Source organism: Streptomyces yangpuensis (assembly GCF_001005295.1).
In the GTDB taxonomy this organism is placed as follows: Bacteria; Actinomycetota; Actinomycetes; order Streptomycetales; family Streptomycetaceae; genus Streptomyces; species Streptomyces yangpuensis.
This window is the reverse complement of record NZ_LBMK01000002.1, coordinates 20,498-36,776: the sequence shown is the minus strand read 5'-3', so window position 1 is coordinate 36,776 and position 16,279 is coordinate 20,498. Positions and strand designations below refer to the sequence as shown.

13 protein-coding genes are annotated in these 16,279 nt (G+C 69.6%); 9 read left to right on the top strand and 4 right to left on the bottom strand.

Annotation, left to right across the window (positions count from 1 at the left end; translation table 11 throughout):
- Positions 1–28: 28 nt before the first annotated feature.
- The 3 genes from AAT21_RS05575 to AAT21_RS05565 all read right to left on the bottom strand — a co-directional run bounded on the left by AAT21_RS05575 (position 29) and on the right by AAT21_RS05565 (position 3,764).
- The gene (locus AAT21_RS05575) at positions 29–2,269 is read right to left on the bottom strand and encodes a catalase (protein WP_046775670.1); all 2,241 of its coding nucleotides are present in this window, start codon (positions 2,267–2,269) and stop codon (positions 29–31) included.
- A 367-nt stretch (positions 2,270–2,636) separates the two neighbouring features.
- Complete coding sequence (locus AAT21_RS05570) at positions 2,637–3,032, bottom strand: STAS domain-containing protein (RefSeq protein WP_052757654.1); 396 nt, start codon at positions 3,030–3,032, stop codon at positions 2,637–2,639.
- 63 nt (positions 3,033–3,095) lie between these two features.
- Complete coding sequence (locus tag AAT21_RS05565; RefSeq protein WP_046775669.1) at positions 3,096–3,764, bottom strand: hypothetical protein; 669 nt, start codon at positions 3,762–3,764, stop codon at positions 3,096–3,098.
- Positions 3,765–3,894: 130 nt separating this feature from the next.
- On the opposite strand from AAT21_RS05565, the gene AAT21_RS05560 reads away from it, so the two are divergent.
- From AAT21_RS05560 to AAT21_RS05550, 3 genes are all read left to right on the top strand, one after another.
- Positions 3,895–4,329 carry an Hsp20/alpha crystallin family protein gene (locus tag AAT21_RS05560; protein ID WP_046775668.1) on the top strand — a complete coding sequence of 145 codons (435 nt, stop codon included), beginning with the start codon at positions 3,895–3,897 and terminating at the stop codon, positions 4,327–4,329.
- A gap of 103 nt (positions 4,330–4,432) precedes the next feature.
- On the top strand, positions 4,433–4,828 hold the full coding sequence (locus tag AAT21_RS05555; RefSeq protein WP_046775667.1) for a DUF2267 domain-containing protein: 396 nt from the start codon (positions 4,433–4,435) through the stop codon (positions 4,826–4,828).
- Between the two features lie 52 nt (positions 4,829–4,880).
- Positions 4,881–5,324, top strand: a complete 444-nt coding sequence (locus AAT21_RS05550; RefSeq protein ID WP_046775666.1) for a DUF2267 domain-containing protein — start codon at positions 4,881–4,883, stop codon at positions 5,322–5,324.
- A 33-nt stretch (positions 5,325–5,357) separates the two neighbouring features.
- On the opposite strand, the gene kdpB (AAT21_RS05545) is transcribed toward AAT21_RS05550, so the two are convergent.
- Complete coding sequence (gene kdpB, locus AAT21_RS05545) at positions 5,358–7,508, bottom strand: potassium-transporting ATPase subunit KdpB (protein WP_079025466.1); 2,151 nt, start codon at positions 7,506–7,508, stop codon at positions 5,358–5,360.
- Between the two features lie 733 nt (positions 7,509–8,241).
- Here kdpB (AAT21_RS05545) and kdpF point away from each other — a divergent pair.
- The 6 genes from kdpF (at position 8,242) to AAT21_RS05515 (ending at position 16,220) form a co-directional block, all read left to right on the top strand.
- A complete protein-coding gene (kdpF, locus tag AAT21_RS34890) occupies positions 8,242–8,331 on the top strand; it encodes a K(+)-transporting ATPase subunit F (protein ID WP_046775665.1) in 90 nt (29 codons plus the stop codon).
- Positions 8,332–8,337: 6 nt separating this feature from the next.
- The gene (kdpA, locus tag AAT21_RS05535; protein ID WP_046775664.1) at positions 8,338–10,002 is read left to right on the top strand and encodes a potassium-transporting ATPase subunit KdpA; all 1,665 of its coding nucleotides are present in this window, start codon (positions 8,338–8,340) and stop codon (positions 10,000–10,002) included.
- Positions 9,999–12,104 (top strand): potassium-transporting ATPase subunit KdpB, encoded by a 2,106-nt coding sequence (gene kdpB, locus AAT21_RS05530; protein ID WP_046775663.1) that lies wholly within the window; start codon positions 9,999–10,001, stop codon positions 12,102–12,104. The genes kdpA and kdpB (AAT21_RS05530) overlap by 4 nt, the downstream gene beginning before the upstream one ends.
- Positions 12,105–12,111: 7 nt before the next feature.
- Positions 12,112–12,846 (top strand): potassium-transporting ATPase subunit C, encoded by a 735-nt coding sequence (locus AAT21_RS05525; protein WP_046775662.1) that lies wholly within the window; start codon positions 12,112–12,114, stop codon positions 12,844–12,846.
- Between the two features lie 101 nt (positions 12,847–12,947).
- Entirely contained in the window at positions 12,948–13,637 is a 690-nt protein-coding gene (locus AAT21_RS05520) for a response regulator (protein ID WP_046775661.1), read from the top strand.
- A 39-nt stretch (positions 13,638–13,676) separates the two neighbouring features.
- Entirely contained in the window at positions 13,677–16,220 is a 2,544-nt protein-coding gene (locus tag AAT21_RS05515; RefSeq protein ID WP_046775660.1) for a sensor histidine kinase, read from the top strand.
- Positions 16,221–16,279: the final 59 nt, after the last annotated feature.

Genomic DNA, 16,279 nt, shown 5'->3' with positions numbered 1-16,279 from the left:
GTTCTCGCCGTTTCCGCCGCAGGCCCTTTCAGACTGCAGGCGGGAACCTGTCCCAGGCCCGGTGCTCGGCCAGGGCTGCGGCAACGGCCTCCACGACGGCCGTGGCGTCCTCCTCCAGGGCGATGCCCGGGTCGCCAGGGGTGATGCCGGCGGTCTCGAGGAGCTGGTCGGCGCCGTTCCAGCCGCCGATGGCCTTGCCGTGCCGGTACGCCTCGGTGACGAGCAGGAGCACGCGCGGGTCGACGGCTCGCGGGGGCCGGGCGGTGCCGGCCTTGGCGTCGCGGGCACCGTACGCGTCCGCGCCTGCCTGAGGCACGCCGGCGAGCAGGACGGCGTCGAATTCGGTGGAGCGGGCGGTGGCGTAGGTCCGCTGGACGGCGATCGGATCGCCGCCGGGGTCGAGTGTGCCGCCGGTCGGGGCGATGACGAGGGGCACCATGCCTGTGTCGAGGATGGCTTGCCGGGCGATCCGTACGCCGCCCAGGTCGGCCTCGGCGTCGGTGACGATGCCGATGACGCGGCCATCGGTCGGCCAGGTACCGCCCAGCTGGGAAAGGGCCGGGCTGGGGTCGGGCCCGGCGAGCGGCTCGGTGGCCGCGGGGGCCGGCAGACCGAGCCCGGTGGCGACCTGTTCGCACAGCTGCGGGTCGATGTTCGCGAGGACCTGGAGGGTGCGTTCCTTGACGGCCTGCTCGTAGCACTTGTTCAGTTCGAAGGTGTATGCGGCGATGATGTGCTCGCGTTCGGGCGGGGTCATGCTGAGCCAGAACAGCCGCGGTTGGGTGAAGTGGTCCGAGAACGAGGCGGGCGCCCCACGGACCTTGCTCGCTGCCGGGAGCTGCACCGGCGATTCGATGAAGGCCCCCGTGTCGGCTCCGGCGAAGAAGGGGCAGCCGCCGTCGAGGCTGTTGGGGTGATAGGGGGCGACCCCGGTGTGGACGGCGGTCTGGTGCATGCCGTCGCGGAGCATGTCGTTGACGGGGGCGTGCGGCCGGTTGATCGGGATCTGGCCGAAGTTGGGGCCCCCGAGCCGGCTGATCTGTGTGTCGAGGTACGAGAAGAGGCGGCCGGCGAGCAGTGGGTCGTCGGTGACGTCGATGCCGGGGACCAGGTGGCCGGGGTGGAAGGCGACTTGCTCGGTCTCGGCGAAGTAGTTCTTGGTGTTCGCGTTCAGGGTCATCAGCCCGATGGGCCGGACCGGCGCGAGCTCCTCCGGGACGATCTTCGTCGGGTCGAGGAGGTCGATGCCTTCGAAGGTCTGCTCCGGGGTGTCGGGGAAGACCTGGATGCCGAGCTCCCACTGCGGGTACGCGCCGGATTCGATGGCGTCGAAGAGGTCCCGGCGGTGGAAGTCGGGGTCCATCCCGTTGATCAGCTGCGCTTCCTCCCAGACCAGGGAGTGCACGCCGAGCTTCGGCTTCCAGTGGAACTTCACCAGCACGCTCTCGTCGGCCGCGTTGATCAGGCGGAACGTATGGACGCCGAAGCCCTCCATCATCCGGAAGGACCGCGGGATACCGCGGTCGGACATGTTCCACAGGGTGTGGTGCGTGGCTTCGGTGTGGAGCGAGACGAAGTCCCAGAAGGTGTCGTGCGCGCTCTGTGCCTGCGGGATCTCCCGGTCGGGGTGCGGCTTGCCGGCGTGGATGATGTCGGGGAACTTGACGGCGTCCTGGATGAAGAAGACCGGGATGTTGTTGCCGACCAGGTCGAAGGTGCCTTCCTCCGTGTAGAACTTCGTCGCGAAGCCGCGGGTGTCGCGCACCGTGTCGGCCGAGCCGCGTGAGCCGAGGACGGTGGAGAACCTGACGAACACGGGTGTCTCCACGTCCTTCGCCAGGAAGGCGGCACGCGTGACTTCGCCTGCGGTCCCGTAGCCCTGGAAGACCCCGTGCGCGGCGGCGCCGCGCGCGTGCACCACTCGTTCCGGGATCCGCTCGTGGTCGAAATGCGTGATCTTCTCGCGCAGATGGTGGTCCTGGAGAAGGACCGGCCCCCGCGGTCCGGCCTTCAGCGAGTGATCGGTGTCGTAGAGCCGGGCCCCTTGGGCGGTGGTGAGGTACGCGCCGCTCTGCGCCATGCGTGCCTGTTCCGCCCCGGTGGCCTGCCCGGTGGGGCTCACGGTCTCCGGCCCTTCCTGGTCCGCTTTGGGCGGGAGAGGCTCTGCGGGCTGTGCCGGCTCGGCCACGGCCGGGGACACCGGCCCCGGCTTGCCCGGCAGACCGTCCTCGTCCGGCTCCGAGGCGGCAGCGCTGTGCTTCGTCGTCATCGTGTGTCTCCAAGGAATGGGCTGCTGAACGCTTGAGCCATGACCGGGATACACCCGCTCCCAAACTGCGGCCAGGTGCTTCTCACCCGCCTCAGCCGCCTTCCGGGCATCTGCCCCGACACCAGAGCGGCGATGCGTGCCAGAGCGGCGGTGCGTGCCCACCGCCCTCCCCGTACACGTACCCCAAGAACTCCCGGCACGCCTTCCGCGGCGCCTGCTGAGCCCACGCCGTCAGGATCTGCCCCTCGTCGAGACGGCCATCGGTACCCGTGCCGGACAGGTGGTGGCGGGCGGCGATGAGGGCGGCCCCGGAAAGGCGACCCGGCTACGCCACACGCCGGCCAGCACCCGCGCACCACCGGCCCGCCTACTGCCTTCCGTCGGGGTGTCCCGTCGGAATGCAGCCGTTGGCCGGCGGGTCTGCGTCCACGGGGAACAGGGGCAGGGCGCCGGTCATCTCCAGGAGGCGCTGGAGCTGGTGGTTGGGGGCTGCCAGGCGGATGACGGTGTCGGTCTCCTGAGCGGCCCGTCGCTCGGTGAGGAGTGCGTTGAGTGCCGAGGAGTCGCAGAAGGTGAGGCGGCTGCAGTCGACCACCACGGGCTTGGCCGACGAGGCGTGGACGAGAGCTTCGGCGAGGGCGAGCCGGAGGGAGGGTGCCGTCTCGATGTCGATCTCTCCGACGGGCCGGACCGCGACCATGTGGTCCAAGTCGTCCACGGCGATGTCGTTGCCGCCTGTCTCCCGGGGAGGGTGTTCGGCCATGGTGGATCACTCCTTGAGTCGACGGGCGTGGTCCCGACGCCGGTCGAGGGTTCGGGGTGCGGATCACATGCTGCGCCGGTCGTGGGTGTCCTGGCGGAGCTGGTCGGCGTGTCGGGTCAGTACGTCGATGCGTTCGGCGAGCTCGGCATCCTCCGGCCGCAGATAGGGCCGGGTGTCGGCCAGCGGGCGCACCAGGCGGGAAACGTCGTTGTCGGCGAGAGCCAGGTTCAGGTCGCCGACGGCGGAATCGGCGCCGGCGGGGAGACCCGTGAGGGCGGTGACCTGGCCTGCGAGCCGACGCAGGTCGGCCGCGTTGTCACGGGCCCAGCCCTTCACGGTGCGGTCGGCGGCGCGGGTGTCGCGGGTGGCCTGGACACGCTGCTCGCCGGTACTTCCGGCAGCGCCGGGGCGTAGGCGCAGGTAGCGGCGTTCGGCGGCCTGGCGACTGGCCACCCCGAGGGGTCCGGCGAGGTCGGCCCAGCTCGCGCCCTGGCCCCGGGCGGTTTCGATCAGCCCGCTCTCCCAGCCGGCGAGCTGCTCACGGACCTCGCGCAGCATCAGCAGCGCGGCCAGAGCCGATTCCGGACCCGGGTCCGGTGCGTGCGCCGCTTTGCCCGTCGGTGCTCCCGCGGGAGGCTGTTGCGCATCCCTCACGGCCTGGGCAATGGCCTCCAGCGCCGCGGCGGCGGCAAGGAAGGGGATCTGTGCGCGGGGTTGGGCGGCCTCGTTCATGACACTCTCTCCGTCATATGTCGTCCACTCGACGACTCCTTGCTTGTCATCGCTTCGATGACATGTTACAACGGAAGCACGTTGAAGCGCATTGGCAGTTCCTGCCTGAACCGACTGGAGGTGTTTCGCGATGTTGATGCGCACCGACCCGTTCCGCGAGATGGACCGGATCGTCCAGCAGCTGTCGGGTGCGTCCGGGACCTGGTCGAAGCCGTCCGTGATGCCGATGGACGCCTACCGCCAGGGCGACACGTACGTGATCGCCTTCGACCTCCCCGGAGTCAGCACCGAGGCGATCGACATCGACGTCGAGCGCAACATGCTCACGGTGAAGGCCGAGCGCCGCCCCGCGGGGAAGGCCGACGGCGTGCAGATGGAGCTCTCCGAGCGGCCCCTGGGCGTCTTCTCCCGCCAGGTCATGCTGGCCGACACCCTCGACACCGAGCACATCGAGGCCGACTACGACGCGGGTGTCCTGACCCTGCGGATCCCGATCGCCGAGCGCGCCAAGCCGCGGAAGATCGCCATCGGCGGCGAGTCCGGCCGCAAGCAGATCTCCGGCTGACCAGGCCGGCACCGGCGGCGGAGGACGGGGAACCGATCCCCCTCCGGCACCCCGCCCTCCGCGCCCCATTCCCCTTTCACCCCTCCCATGGAGGTGACGTGAGATGTCGATGCGCCGGGAAGCGTTCCTGGACCATGTCCAGGAACGCGGCGAGTACCGAACCCGGGAGGAAGCCGAACGCGCAGCCCGCGTCGTCCTGGCCCTGCTGGGCGCACACCTGGTCGGCACCGTGCGGGCCGAGCTCGCCGCCCGGCTCCCCGAGACCTACGCCCTGATCCTCCTCAATCCGCTGCAGGCCGCGGAGCCGCTCTCTCCCGAACGCTTCGTCCGCGCCACCGCGGCTTGGATCGAAGGCGCCACCGAGAAGACGGCCCTGTGGGACATCGGAGCGGTCCTCTCCACCGTGGCCGCAGCCGCCGGAGACGTCCTGATCCGCGAAGCGCTGCTCCAGCTCCCGCCCGGCTACGACCTCCTCTTCGGCCACCCCCAGCCCACCTGACCGCAGGCACCGGCCAGAACGTACCTTCGACGAGAAAGGCAACCGCAGCACCATGTACGCCCAGCCTCAACCGAACCCGTCCCTCGCGGCCATGACGTTCGACCAGATGCTGGAACGAGTGCGCTACGAAGGCGCCTACCCCACCCGCGCACGCGCAGAAGAAGCCGTCCGCACGGTCCTCGCCGCCCTCGGCCGCCAGCTCGTCGGAGACGAACGCGTCGACCTCGCCCAGGCCCTGCCCGTCGAGGCCGCCCTCACCTTCACCGGACAGGTCCCCGACACCGAACAGCTCACCGGATGGGGCTTCGTCAAAGATGTTGCCGCCCGCGCCGGCACGACCCCGGCCGTCGCCCGCTGGGACACCGGCGCCGTACTCGCCGTCGTCACCCGCCTCGCCGGCCCCGACCTCCTCGCCCGCATCCTTCGCCAACTCCCCGGCGGGTACGCGCTCCTCTTCGGCCAGGCAGAACTGCGCCAGCCCCAGCCGGCTGCCTGAACCAGGCCAGCCGGGGAGGGAGCGGCCCAGAGCTCATCCCATGCCGGGGATGAGGGAGACCAGCAGGTCGATGAGCTTGATCCCGACGAACGGCAGCACGAGCCCGCCCAGACCGTAGACGCCGAGGTTGCGGCGCAGCAGGTCGTGGGCGGAGGCGGGCTTGTAGCGGACGCCGCGCAGGGCGAGCGGGATGAGGGCGACGATGATCAGCGCGTTGAAGATGATCGCCGAGGTGATCGCGGACCGGGGGCTGCTCAGGCCCATGATGTTGAGGGCTTCGAGGCCTGGATAGGCCGTCGCGAACATCGCGGGGATGATCGCGAAGTACTTCGCGACGTCGTTGGTGATGGAGAAGGTGGTCAGGGCTCCGCGGGTGATGAGGAGCTGCTTGCCGATCTCGACGATGTCGATGAGCTTGGTGGGGTTGGAGTCGAGGTCGACCATGTTCCCGGCTTCCTTGGCCGCCGAGGTGCCCGTGTTCATGGCGACGCCGACATCGGCCTGGGCCAGGGCCGGGGCGTCGTTGGTGCCGTCACCGGTCATCGCGACGAGCTTGCCGCCGGCCTGCTCCCGCTTGATGAGGGCCATCTTGTCCTCGGGGGTGGCTTCCGCCAGGTACTCGTCGACCCCGGCCTCGGCGGCGATGGCGCGGGCCGTCAGTTCGTTGTCCCCGGTCACCATGACCGTACGGATCCCCATGCTGCGCAGCTCCTCGAACCGCTCCCGGATCCCTTCCTTGACGACGTCCTTGAGGTGGATGATGCCGAGCACTCTCGGCCCGTCCCAGTCGTGGACCGCCACCAGCAGGGGTGTGCCCCCGGACTCCGACACGGTGGCCGACCAGGTCACCGCCTCCGCCGGGACGGTGCCGCCGCGCATCGCCACCCAGTCACAGACCTGAACCGTCGCACCCTTGCGGATGGCGCAGCCGGCGCCGCCCGACCAGCTCAGGTTGACACCGCTCATCCGGGTCTTGGCGCTGAACTCGGTGAACCGCGGATTGCTGAGGTCCGCCGCGTCGGCCGGCGGCAGTCCGTACCGCTGGGCGAGTGCCACGACGGAGCGGCCTTCGGGCGTCTCGTCGGCGAGCGAGGACAGCTGGGCGGCGTCCGCCAGCTTGATGTGGTCCACGCCGGGCAGGGGGATGAAGGCCGCGGCCTCGCGGTTGCCGAGGGTGATGGTGCCGGTCTTGTCGAGCAGCAGGGTGTTCACGTCTCCGGCGGCCTCGACGGCGCGTCCGCTCATGGCGATGACGTTGCGCTGGACGAGCCTGTCCATGCCCGCGATACCGATGGCGGACAGCAGGGCGCCGATGGTGGTGGGGATGAGGGTGACGAGGAGGGCGACCAGGACGGTCGTGGACTGTGCGGCGTGCGCGTAGGCGGCCATCGGCTGGATGGAGACGACCACGAGGACGAAGCTGACGGTCAGGGCGGCCAGCAGGATGTTCAGGGCGATCTCGTTCGGCGTCTTCTGCCGGGTGGCGCCTTCGACCAGGGCGATCATCCGGTCGATGAAGCTGTGCCCCGGGCGCGAGGTGACGCGTATGACGATCGAGTCGGACAGCACGGTCGTGCCGCCGGTGACGCCGGAACGGTCACCGCCCGACTCCCGCAGGACGGGAGCCGATTCGCCGGTGACGGCCGACTCGTCCACCATCGCGGCGCCGTCGACGATGTCGCCGTCGGCCGGGATCAGCTCGCCGGCCTCGACGATCACGAAGTCGAAGGGCTGGAGCTCGGCCGGTGTGACCACCTCCGTCTCGGCTCGATGCAGGTTCGCCCCGTACGTCCAGTGGTTCAGCCGCACCGCGACCGTGTCCGTACGCGCCTTGCGCAGCGACTCGGCCTGGGCGCGGCCCCGGCCTTCGGCGACGGCCTCGGCGAGGTTGGCGAACAGGACCGTCAGCCAGAGCCAGACGCTGATCACCCAGGTGAAGACGGACGGGTGGATGAGCGCCGAGAGTGTGGTCAGCACGGATCCGACGGCGACGACGAACAGCACCGGCTTCTTGACCAGTTCGCGAGGATGGAGCTTGCCGACGGCCTCCCGTGCGGAGGAGGCGAGGAGCTCGGGGTCCACCACGTTCAGCTGGCCGGACCGTTTCCGGGAGGGCCGGTTGATCGGGGTTCGCGGAGGTGTCCCGAGACCCGGAGGAACGTGCTGCGCGGCGGCGGGAGGCATGAAGCGACCTTCTGGATGGGTTCGAGGTGGCAGCCCTGGGCAGCTCGTGGCCAGAGCGCGGGAGGGTCTCACCGCCGGGGACCACCTCCATGGACCCCCTCGGCCGTCATGTGGGTGATTTCGCGGCCCCCGGCAGCGCGACAGGCAGGAAACTACTGCCCGTTCCAGCCGTACTGCCCCTGTCGGCTCCGGAATTGGCGCCCCTTTGACGGCGGCCGCACGGGACGCGTCAAACCGCCGTCAGAGACGCGTCAACGCGTGTCGCCCATGACGCGGAAACGGAGCCGGCAGATCACGGCGTCGGTGTCGCGGCGGACCGCGGCCGGACGGCGAGACCGAGCTGCGGGTCGTCGGCGGCGGACACTACTACGGCCGCTTCCTGCCGGCCCCGCCTGGCCCGCTGCCTCCGGAGCAGGATCGTCCGGTGGCCGTCGCGTCGGCCGCTCAGGCCGGCTCCGCGCCCGACACGGCAGGCCTGTACCACCAGGTCTGACCGGGCCTTCCCCAGCTCTTCCCGTAAGGGTGGCGTCAAGAGTTTCCGTCGGCCCGTATGGACCCCGTCAAGGCGTCTTAACGCCGGGATGAAGACACGGTTATCTCGACATCGGCCATCTGGCCGATTCATTTCTTCCCTCTTCATCCAGGAGCTCACGGTGGCCGATCTGGCCTTCGTCGTCACCACAATCGCGGTCTTCGCGCTGGTGGCTCTCATCGCCCGAGGGGTGACCAAGCTGTGAACGCCGAAAACATCGTCGGCCTCGTCGTGGCCATCGCCCTGCTCGGATACCTCGTCCTCGCCCTTGTCAAGCCGGAGAGGTTCTAGCCACCGATGAGTCCCGTTCTCGCTGGTGTGCTCCAGCTCCTCGCACTGATCGCCGCACTCGCGCTGGCCTACCGCCCGCTCGGCGACTACATGGCCCGCGTCTACTCCTCCGAGAAGCACTACAAGCCGGAGAAGTGGATCTACAAGGCCATCGGCGCCAATCCCACCGCCGAGATGCGCTGGCCCGCCTACCTGCGCGGTGTCCTCGCCTTCTCCGCGGTGAGCGTCCTGTTCCTGTACGGCCTCCAGCGCGCCCAGGGCGTCCTGCCCGGCTCGCTCGGCTTCCAGGCCATCGACCCCGACCAGGCCTTCAACACCGCCGCGTCGTTCGTCGCCAACACCAACTGGCAGTCGTACTACGGCGAGCAGGCCATGGGCCACGTCGTGCAGACCGGCGGCCTGGCGGTGCAGAACTTCGTCTCCGCCGCGGTCGGCATGGCCGTCGCCGTGGCCCTCGTACGGGGCTTCGCCCGCTCGCGGACCGGTGAGCTGGGCAACTTCTGGGCCGACCTGGTGCGGGGTGTCTTCCGCATCCTGCTGCCGATCTCCGTGATCGGCGCGATCATCCTCGTGGCCTGCGGCGCGATCCAGAACTTCGCCGGCATCCACGAGGTCGGGCAGTTCATGGGCGGCACCCAGCAGTGGAACGGCGGCGCCGTCGCCTCCCAGGAAGTCATCAAGGAACTCGGAACAAACGGCGGCGGGTACTTCAACGCCAACTCCGCCCACCCCTTCGAGAACCCCAACCCGTTCTCCAACCTCTTCGAGATCTTCCTCATCCTCGTCATCCCGTTCTCGCTGACCCGCACCTTCGGCCGCATGGTCGGTAGCCTGCGCCAGGGCTACGCGATCCTCGCGACGATGGCGGTCATCTGGGTCGGATTCGTCGCCCTGATGATGTGGACCGAGTTCGCCGGCAACGGCCCCGCCTTCGAGACCGCGGGCGGCGCGATGGAGGGCAAGGAGACCCGGTTCGGCATCGGCGCCTCGGCCATCTTCTCCGTGTCCACCACCCTGACCTCGACCGGCGCTGTCAACTCCTTCCACTCCTCCTTCACCGGCTTCGGTGGCGGCATCCAGCTGCTGGGCATGCAGCTCGGCGAGATCGCGCCCGGCGGTGTCGGCTCCGGCCTCTACGGCATGCTGATCATGGCGATCATCGCGGTGTTCATCGCCGGCCTGATGGTCGGCCGCACCCCCGAGTACCTCGGCAAGAAGATCGGCACCCGCGAGATCAAGCTCGCGGCCTGCTACATCCTCATCACCCCGGCGCTGGTGCTGTGCTTCACGGCTGCGGCGATGGCCCTGCCCACGCCCGTCAACTCGATGACGAATGCCGGTGCGCACGGGTTCTCCGAGGTCCTTTACGCCTACACCTCGGGCGCCAACAACAACGGTTCGGCCTTCGCGGGTCTGAACGCCGACACGCAGTGGTTCAACTCGACCATCGGCATCGCGATGCTGCTGGGCCGGTTCCTGCCCATGGTGTTCGTCCTGGCCCTGGCGGGCTCGCTCGCCGAGCAGAAGCCCGTCCCCGAGACCGCCGGCACCCTGCGCACCGACAAGCCCCTCTACACGGGCCTGCTCGTCGGAACCATCCTGATCGTCACCGGTCTGACCTACTTCCCCGCCCTCGCGCTGGGACCGCTCGCCGAAGGGCTCGCGTCATGAGCACCGCCACACCCACCAGGGCTCCGCACCAGGACGTGCCCACCGGCCACAAGCCGGACGGCGGCCGCGTGGGCGGCGGCCTCTTCGACCCCAGGCAACTGCTGAAGTCCTTCCCCGACGCGGTCCGCAAGCTCGACCCCCGCATCATGATCAAGTCCCCGGTCATGTTCGTCGTCCTCATCGGCTCGGTGGTCACGACCGTCCTCGCGTGTCTGGACCCGACGGACTGGTTCGGCTGGGCCATCACCGCCTGGCTCTGGCTGACCACGATCTTCGCCAACCTGGCCGAGGCCGTGGCCGAGGGCCGCGGCAAGGCGCAGGCCGACACCCTGCGCAAGGCCAAGACCGACTCCGTCGCCCGCCGCCTGACCAAGGACGGCAGGGGCGAGGAGCAGGTCCCGGGCACCGAGCTGAAGATCGGTGACCTGGTGGTCTGCGAGGCGGGGGACGTCATCCCCGGCGACGGCGACGTCGTCGAGGGCGTCGCCTCCGTGGACGAGTCGGCCATCACCGGCGAGTCGGCTCCCGTCATCCGGGAGTCGGGCGGCGACCGGTCCGCGGTCACCGGCGGTACGAAGGTGCTCTCCGACCGGATCGTCATCAAGATCACGACGAAGCCGGGCGAGACCTTCATCGACCGGATGATCGCGCTGGTCGAGGGTGCCGCGCGGCAGAAGACGCCCAACGAGATCGCGCTGAACATCCTCCTCGCGTCCCTCACCATCGTCTTCCTGCTCGCCGTGGTCACGCTCCAGCCCTTCGCGATCTACGCGGGCGCCGAGCAGTCCATGATCGTGCTGACCGCGCTGCTGGTCTGCCTGATCCCCACCACCATCGGCGCGCTGCTCTCCGCGATCGGCATTGCGGGCATGGACCGTCTGGTCCAGCGCAACGTCCTGGCCATGTCGGGCCGCGCCGTCGAGGCCGCCGGCGACGTCTCGACGCTGCTGCTCGACAAGACCGGCACCATCACCCTCGGCAACCGCCAGGCGTCGGAGTTCGTGCCGGTCAAGGGCACGACCGAGGCGGAGGTCGCGGACGCCGCCCAGCTTTCGTCGCTCGCGGACGAGACCCCCGAGGGCCGTTCCATCGTGGTCCTCGCCAAGGAGAGGTACGGGCTGCGCGAACGCCACCAGGGCGAGCTCGCGCACGCCGAGTGGATCGCCTTCACCGCCCAGACCCGTATGTCCGGTGTTGACGTGGATGGCAAGCAGACCCGCAAGGGCGCGGCCGGTTCGATCATCGCGTGGGTCAAGGAGCAGGGCGGCGAGGTCTCCGAGGACGCCGACCTCCTCGCCAACCGCATCTCCGAGGCCGGCGGCACGCCACTCCTGGTCGCCGTCAAGGACGAGAAGGGCGCCCGGGTCCTGGGTGTCATCCACCTCAAGGACGTCGTCAAGGAGGGCATGCGGGAGCGGTTCGAGGAGCTGCGCCGCATGGGCATCAAGACGGTCATGATCACGGGTGACAACCCGCTGACGGCCAAAGCGATCGCCGAGGAGGCGGGTGTCGACGACTTCCTCGCCGAGGCCACGCCCGAGGACAAGATGGCCCTGATCAAGCGGGAGCAGGCCGGCGGCAAGCTCGTCGCGATGACCGGTGACGGCACCAACGACGCGCCCGCCCTGGCCCAGGCCGACGTCGGGGTCGCCATGAACACCGGGACGTCGGCCGCCAAGGAGGCCGGGAACATGGTGGACCTGGACTCCAACCCCACCAAGCTCATCGAGATCGTCGAGATCGGCAAGCAGCTCCTCATCACCCGCGGAGCCCTGACCACCTTCTCCATCGCCAACGACGTCGCGAAGTACTTCGCGATCATCCCGGCCATGTTCGCCGTGGTCTACCCGGGCCTCGACAAGCTCAACATCATGGGGCTCGCGTCCCCTGAATCGGCGATCCTCTCGGCCGTCATCTTCAACGCGCTGATCATCATCGCGCTCGTCCCCCTCGCCCTCAAGGGCGTCCAGTACCGGCCGACCAGCGCCGACAAGATGCTCCGCCGGAACCTCGGGCTGTACGGCGTGGGCGGTCTGATCGCCCCGTTCATCGGCATCAAGCTCATCGACCTGCTCATCACCCTCCTCCCCGGAATCGGCTGAGACGACCATGAACAACTCCGTACGCAACACCGCACGGTTGATCGGGGCGGGCCTGCGGGCCCTGCTCGTCCTGACCGTGATCTGCGGGGTCATCTACCCGCTCGCCGTCACCGGCATCGCCCAGGCTCTGTTCAACGACAAGGCCAACGGCTCCGAGATCAAGGACCAGAGCGGCACCGTCGTCGGCTCCTCCCTCATCGGGCAGACCTACAACCTGCCCAAGCAGGCTGCTTCTGATTCGACGGCGGGCGACGACCCGGAGGAGGCCGCGAAGCCGGACCTGAGGTGGTTCCAGCCCCGCCCCTCGGGCGGCCTGGGCACCAACAGCGTCAACACCCAGTACTCGCTGATCCTCTCCGGCGCCACCAACCGCTCCGCCGACAACGGAGCCGTGAACGGCCAGTGCACCAAGGACGCCGAGGAGGGCACCCTCTGCGCCCAGGTCGTCGCCGCCAAGGAAGCCGTCATCGCGGACAACTCCACCCCCTCCCACACGGTCAAGCCGGAGGACGTGCCGGCTGACGCCGTCACCTCCTCGGGCTCCGGCCTCGACCCGCACATCTCCCCCGCCTACGCCGAGCTCCAGATCCACCGGGTCGCCGAGCAGAACAAGCTCGACGTCAAGCAGGTCGAGAAGCTCGTCGCCGACCACACCACCGGCCGGATCCTCGGCTTCATGGGCGAGCCGCGGGTCAACGTCCTCGAACTCAACATCGCGCTCAAGGCACTGACCAACGGCTGATGTTCCCCATCGCACGGACCGGGAGCCGGCAGGGCGCGGGATGCTCGCGCCATGCCGGCTCCTGACCGTCTTGTTCTCATCGAAGGAAAGGCTGCACACCCATGACCCGGGTGCTGGTGGTGGAGGACGATCCCCAGCTCGTCCGTGCGCTCAAGATCAATCTGCAGGCACGCAAATTCGAGGTCGAAGAGGCTCCGGACGGCGGCTCGGCCCTGCGGCTCGCGGCCGCGCGCAAGCCGGACGTCATCGTGCTCGACCTCGGGCTCCCCGACATGGACGGCGTCGACGTGATCAAGAGCGTGCGCGGCTGGAGCCGCGTGCCCATCCTGGTGCTGTCCGCACGCCACACCTCGGAAGACAAGATCCGAGCCCTGGACGCCGGCGCAGACGACTACGTGACGAAACCGTTCAGCATGGACGAACTCCTCGCCCGGCTGCGCGCGGCCGCCCGGAGACAGGAGCCGGCCGACGCCTCGCGGGCCGACGAGGTTTCGATCGTCACCACCGACGAGTTCACCGTCGACCTGGTCGCGAAGAAGGTGTACCGGGGCGAACGCACGGTACGGCTGACCCCGACCGAGTGGCACCTGCTGGAAATCCTCATCGCCCACCCCGGCCGGCTGATCACCCAGAGCAGGCTGCTGCTGGAAGTCTGGGGCCCCACTTACAGCGAGAACACCAATTACCTGCGCGTGTACCTGGCCCAGCTCCGGCGCAAACTGGAGCCGGACCCTTCGCACCCCCGATACCTGATCACCGAACCGGGCATGGGCTACCGCTTCGAACCCTGATCATCCGCCCAACCGTCGACAGAGAAGAAGAGTCTGAACATGGGTCGCGGCAAGCTCCGCATCTACCTCGGCGCGGCACCGGGCGTCGGCAAGACGTACGCGATGCTCTCCGAGGCGCACCGCCGGGTCGAGCGGGGCACCGACTGCGTCGTCGGCTTCGTCGAGCACCACAGCCGGCCACGGACCGAGGTGATGCTGCACGGCCTCGAGCTCATCGAGCGGCGTGAGCTGGAGTACCGCGGCTCCACGTTCACCGAGATGGACGTCGACGCGATCCTCGCCCGCCGCCCCGCCGTCGTGCTGGTGGACGAGCTCGCACACACCAACGTTCCCGGCTCGCGCAACGCCAAGCGCTGGCAGGACGTGGAGGAGCTCCTCCAGGCCGGCATCGACGTCATCTCCACCGTGAACATCCAGCACCTCGAATCGCTGGGCGACGTGGTCGAGACGATCACAGGCGTACGGCAGCGCGAGACCGTCCCCGACGAGGTGGCCCGGCGGGCGGACCAGATCGAACTGGTGGACATGTCCCCGCAGGCGCTGCGGCGGCGCATGGCCCACGGCAACGTCTACAAGCCCGACAAGGTCGACGCGGCCCTCTCGAACTACTTCCGGCCCGGGAACCTGACCGCGCTGCGGGAGCTGGCGCTGCTGTGGGTGGCCGACCGGGTCGACGAGTACCTCCAGGAGTACCGGGGCGAGCACAACATCCGCTCCACCTGGCAGGCCCGCGAACGCATCGTCGTCGGCATCACCGGGGGCCCCGAGGGCCGTACGCTCATCCGGCGGGCCGCCCGCCTGGCGGAGAAGGGCGCCGGCGGAGAGGTCCTCGCCGTGTACATCGCCGCCAGCGACGGGCTGTCCTCTGCCTCGCCCAAGGAGCTCGCCGTCCAACGCACCCTGGTCGAAGGTCTCGGCGGCACCTTCCACCACGTCATAGGCGACGACGTCTCCGACGCCCTGCTGGAGTTCGCCCGCGGCTGCAACGCCACCCAGATCGTGCTCGGCGTGAGCCGCCGCCGCTCCTGGCAGTCGGTTTTCAGCCCCGGCGTCAGCGCCACCGTCGCCCGCGAATCGGGCCCGGACCTCGACGTCCACATCGTCACCCACGACGAGGCCGCCAAGGGCCGCGGCCTGCCCGTCGCGCGCGGCGCGCGCCTTGGACGGTCCCGCCGCATCTGGGGCTGGCTGGCCGGCATCGGCGGCCCCGTGCTGCTCACCGTCCTGCTGAACCAGCTGGTCCCCGGCCTCGGCCTGGCCAACGACATGCTGCTCTTCCTCACGTGCACGGTGGCGGCGGCACTCCTCGGCGGGCTGCTCCCCGCGCTCGCCTCGGCGGCGTTCGGGTCCCTGCTGCTGAACTACTACTTCACACCGCCGCTGCACCAGTTCACGATCTCCGACCCGAAGAACATCGTCGCCATCGCGATCTTCATCGGCGTGGCAGTGTCCGTGGCCTCCGTGGTCGACCTCGCCGCGCGGCGCACCCACCAGGCCGCCCGCCTGCGCGCCGAGTCGGAGATCCTCTCCTTCCTCGCCGGCAGCGTCCTGCGCGGCGAGGACTCCCTCGACGCCCTCCTGGAACGCCTCCGCGAGACCTTCGCCATGCAGTCGGTGGCCCTCCTGGAGCGCACCAGCGAAGTCGACCCCTGGACCACGGCGGCATCCGTCGGCACAGGCACCGTCGTCCGCCCCGAGGACGCGGACGTGGACCTGCCCATCGGCGACACCATGACCCTCACCCTGACCGGCCGGGTCCTGCCCGCCGAGGACCGCCGTGTCCTCGGCGCCTTCGCCGCCCAGGCAGCCGTCGTACTCGACCGCCAGCGCCTCGTCGACGAAGCGGAGAAGTCGCGCGAGCTCGCCGAGGCCAACCGCATCCGCACGGCCCTGCTGGCCTCGGTCAGCCACGACCTGCGCACCCCGCTCGCCGGTATCAAGGCCTCGGTCACCTCCCTGCGCTCCGACGACGTCGAATGGTCCGAGGACGACAAGGCCGAACTGCTCGAAGGCATCGAGGACGGCGCCGACCGCCTCGCCGCCCTGATCGGCAACCTCCTCGACATGTCCCGCCTCAACACCGGCACCGTCGTCCCCCTGATCCGGGAAACCGACCTCGACGAGGTCGTCCCGATGGCCCTGCGCGGCGTACCGGAGGACAGCGTCGAACTCGACATCCCCGAGACGCTGCCGATGGTCGCCGTCGACCGGGGCCTATTGGAGCGGGCCGTCGCCAACATCGTCGAGAACGCCGTCAAGTACAGCCCCCACCGACAGCCCGTCAACGTGTCTGCGAGCGCCCTGGGCAGCCGCGTCGAGCTCCGGGTCGTCGACCGGGGCCCCGGTGTCCCGGACGAGGCCAAGGACCGCATATTCGAACCCTTCCAGCGCCACGGCGACGCCCCGCGCGGCGCCGGCGTCGGCCTCGGCCTCGCCGTCGCACGCGGCTTCACCGAAGCCATCAAGGGCACCCTCACGGCCGAGGACACTCCGGGCGGCGGCCTCACGATGGTCCTCACCCTCCCCGTAGCGGGTGACGGACCTCCGCTGTCCCCGGAGCTCCCGGCGTCCGCGGTCACCTGACACCGGGGCAACCCCCTGGAACACGAGAGCCGTCCGGCCCGGTATCCCCACACCGGAAG

Excerpts from the sequence above, each read along its gene's own strand:
- AAT21_RS05575 (WP_046775670.1), bottom strand. The coding sequence starts at position 2,269 with ATGACGACGAAGCACAGCGCTGCCGCCTCGGAGCCGGACGAGGACGGT.
- AAT21_RS05570 (WP_052757654.1), bottom strand. The coding sequence starts at position 3,032 with ATGGCCGAACACCCTCCCCGGGAGACAGGCGGCAACGACATCGCCGTG.
- AAT21_RS05565 (WP_046775669.1), bottom strand. The coding sequence starts at position 3,764 with ATGAACGAGGCCGCCCAACCCCGCGCACAGATCCCCTTCCTTGCCGCC.
- AAT21_RS05560 (WP_046775668.1), top strand. The coding sequence starts at position 3,895 with ATGTTGATGCGCACCGACCCGTTCCGCGAGATGGACCGGATCGTCCAG.
- AAT21_RS05555 (WP_046775667.1), top strand. The coding sequence starts at position 4,433 with ATGTCGATGCGCCGGGAAGCGTTCCTGGACCATGTCCAGGAACGCGGC.
- AAT21_RS05550 (WP_046775666.1), top strand. The coding sequence starts at position 4,881 with ATGTACGCCCAGCCTCAACCGAACCCGTCCCTCGCGGCCATGACGTTC.
- kdpB (WP_079025466.1), bottom strand. The coding sequence starts at position 7,508 with ATGCCTCCCGCCGCCGCGCAGCACGTTCCTCCGGGTCTCGGGACACCT.
- kdpA (WP_046775664.1), top strand. The coding sequence starts at position 8,338 with ATGAGTCCCGTTCTCGCTGGTGTGCTCCAGCTCCTCGCACTGATCGCC.
- kdpB (WP_046775663.1), top strand. The coding sequence starts at position 9,999 with ATGAGCACCGCCACACCCACCAGGGCTCCGCACCAGGACGTGCCCACC.
- AAT21_RS05525 (WP_046775662.1), top strand. The coding sequence starts at position 12,112 with ATGAACAACTCCGTACGCAACACCGCACGGTTGATCGGGGCGGGCCTG.
- AAT21_RS05520 (WP_046775661.1), top strand. The coding sequence starts at position 12,948 with ATGACCCGGGTGCTGGTGGTGGAGGACGATCCCCAGCTCGTCCGTGCG.
- AAT21_RS05515 (WP_046775660.1), top strand. The coding sequence starts at position 13,677 with ATGGGTCGCGGCAAGCTCCGCATCTACCTCGGCGCGGCACCGGGCGTC.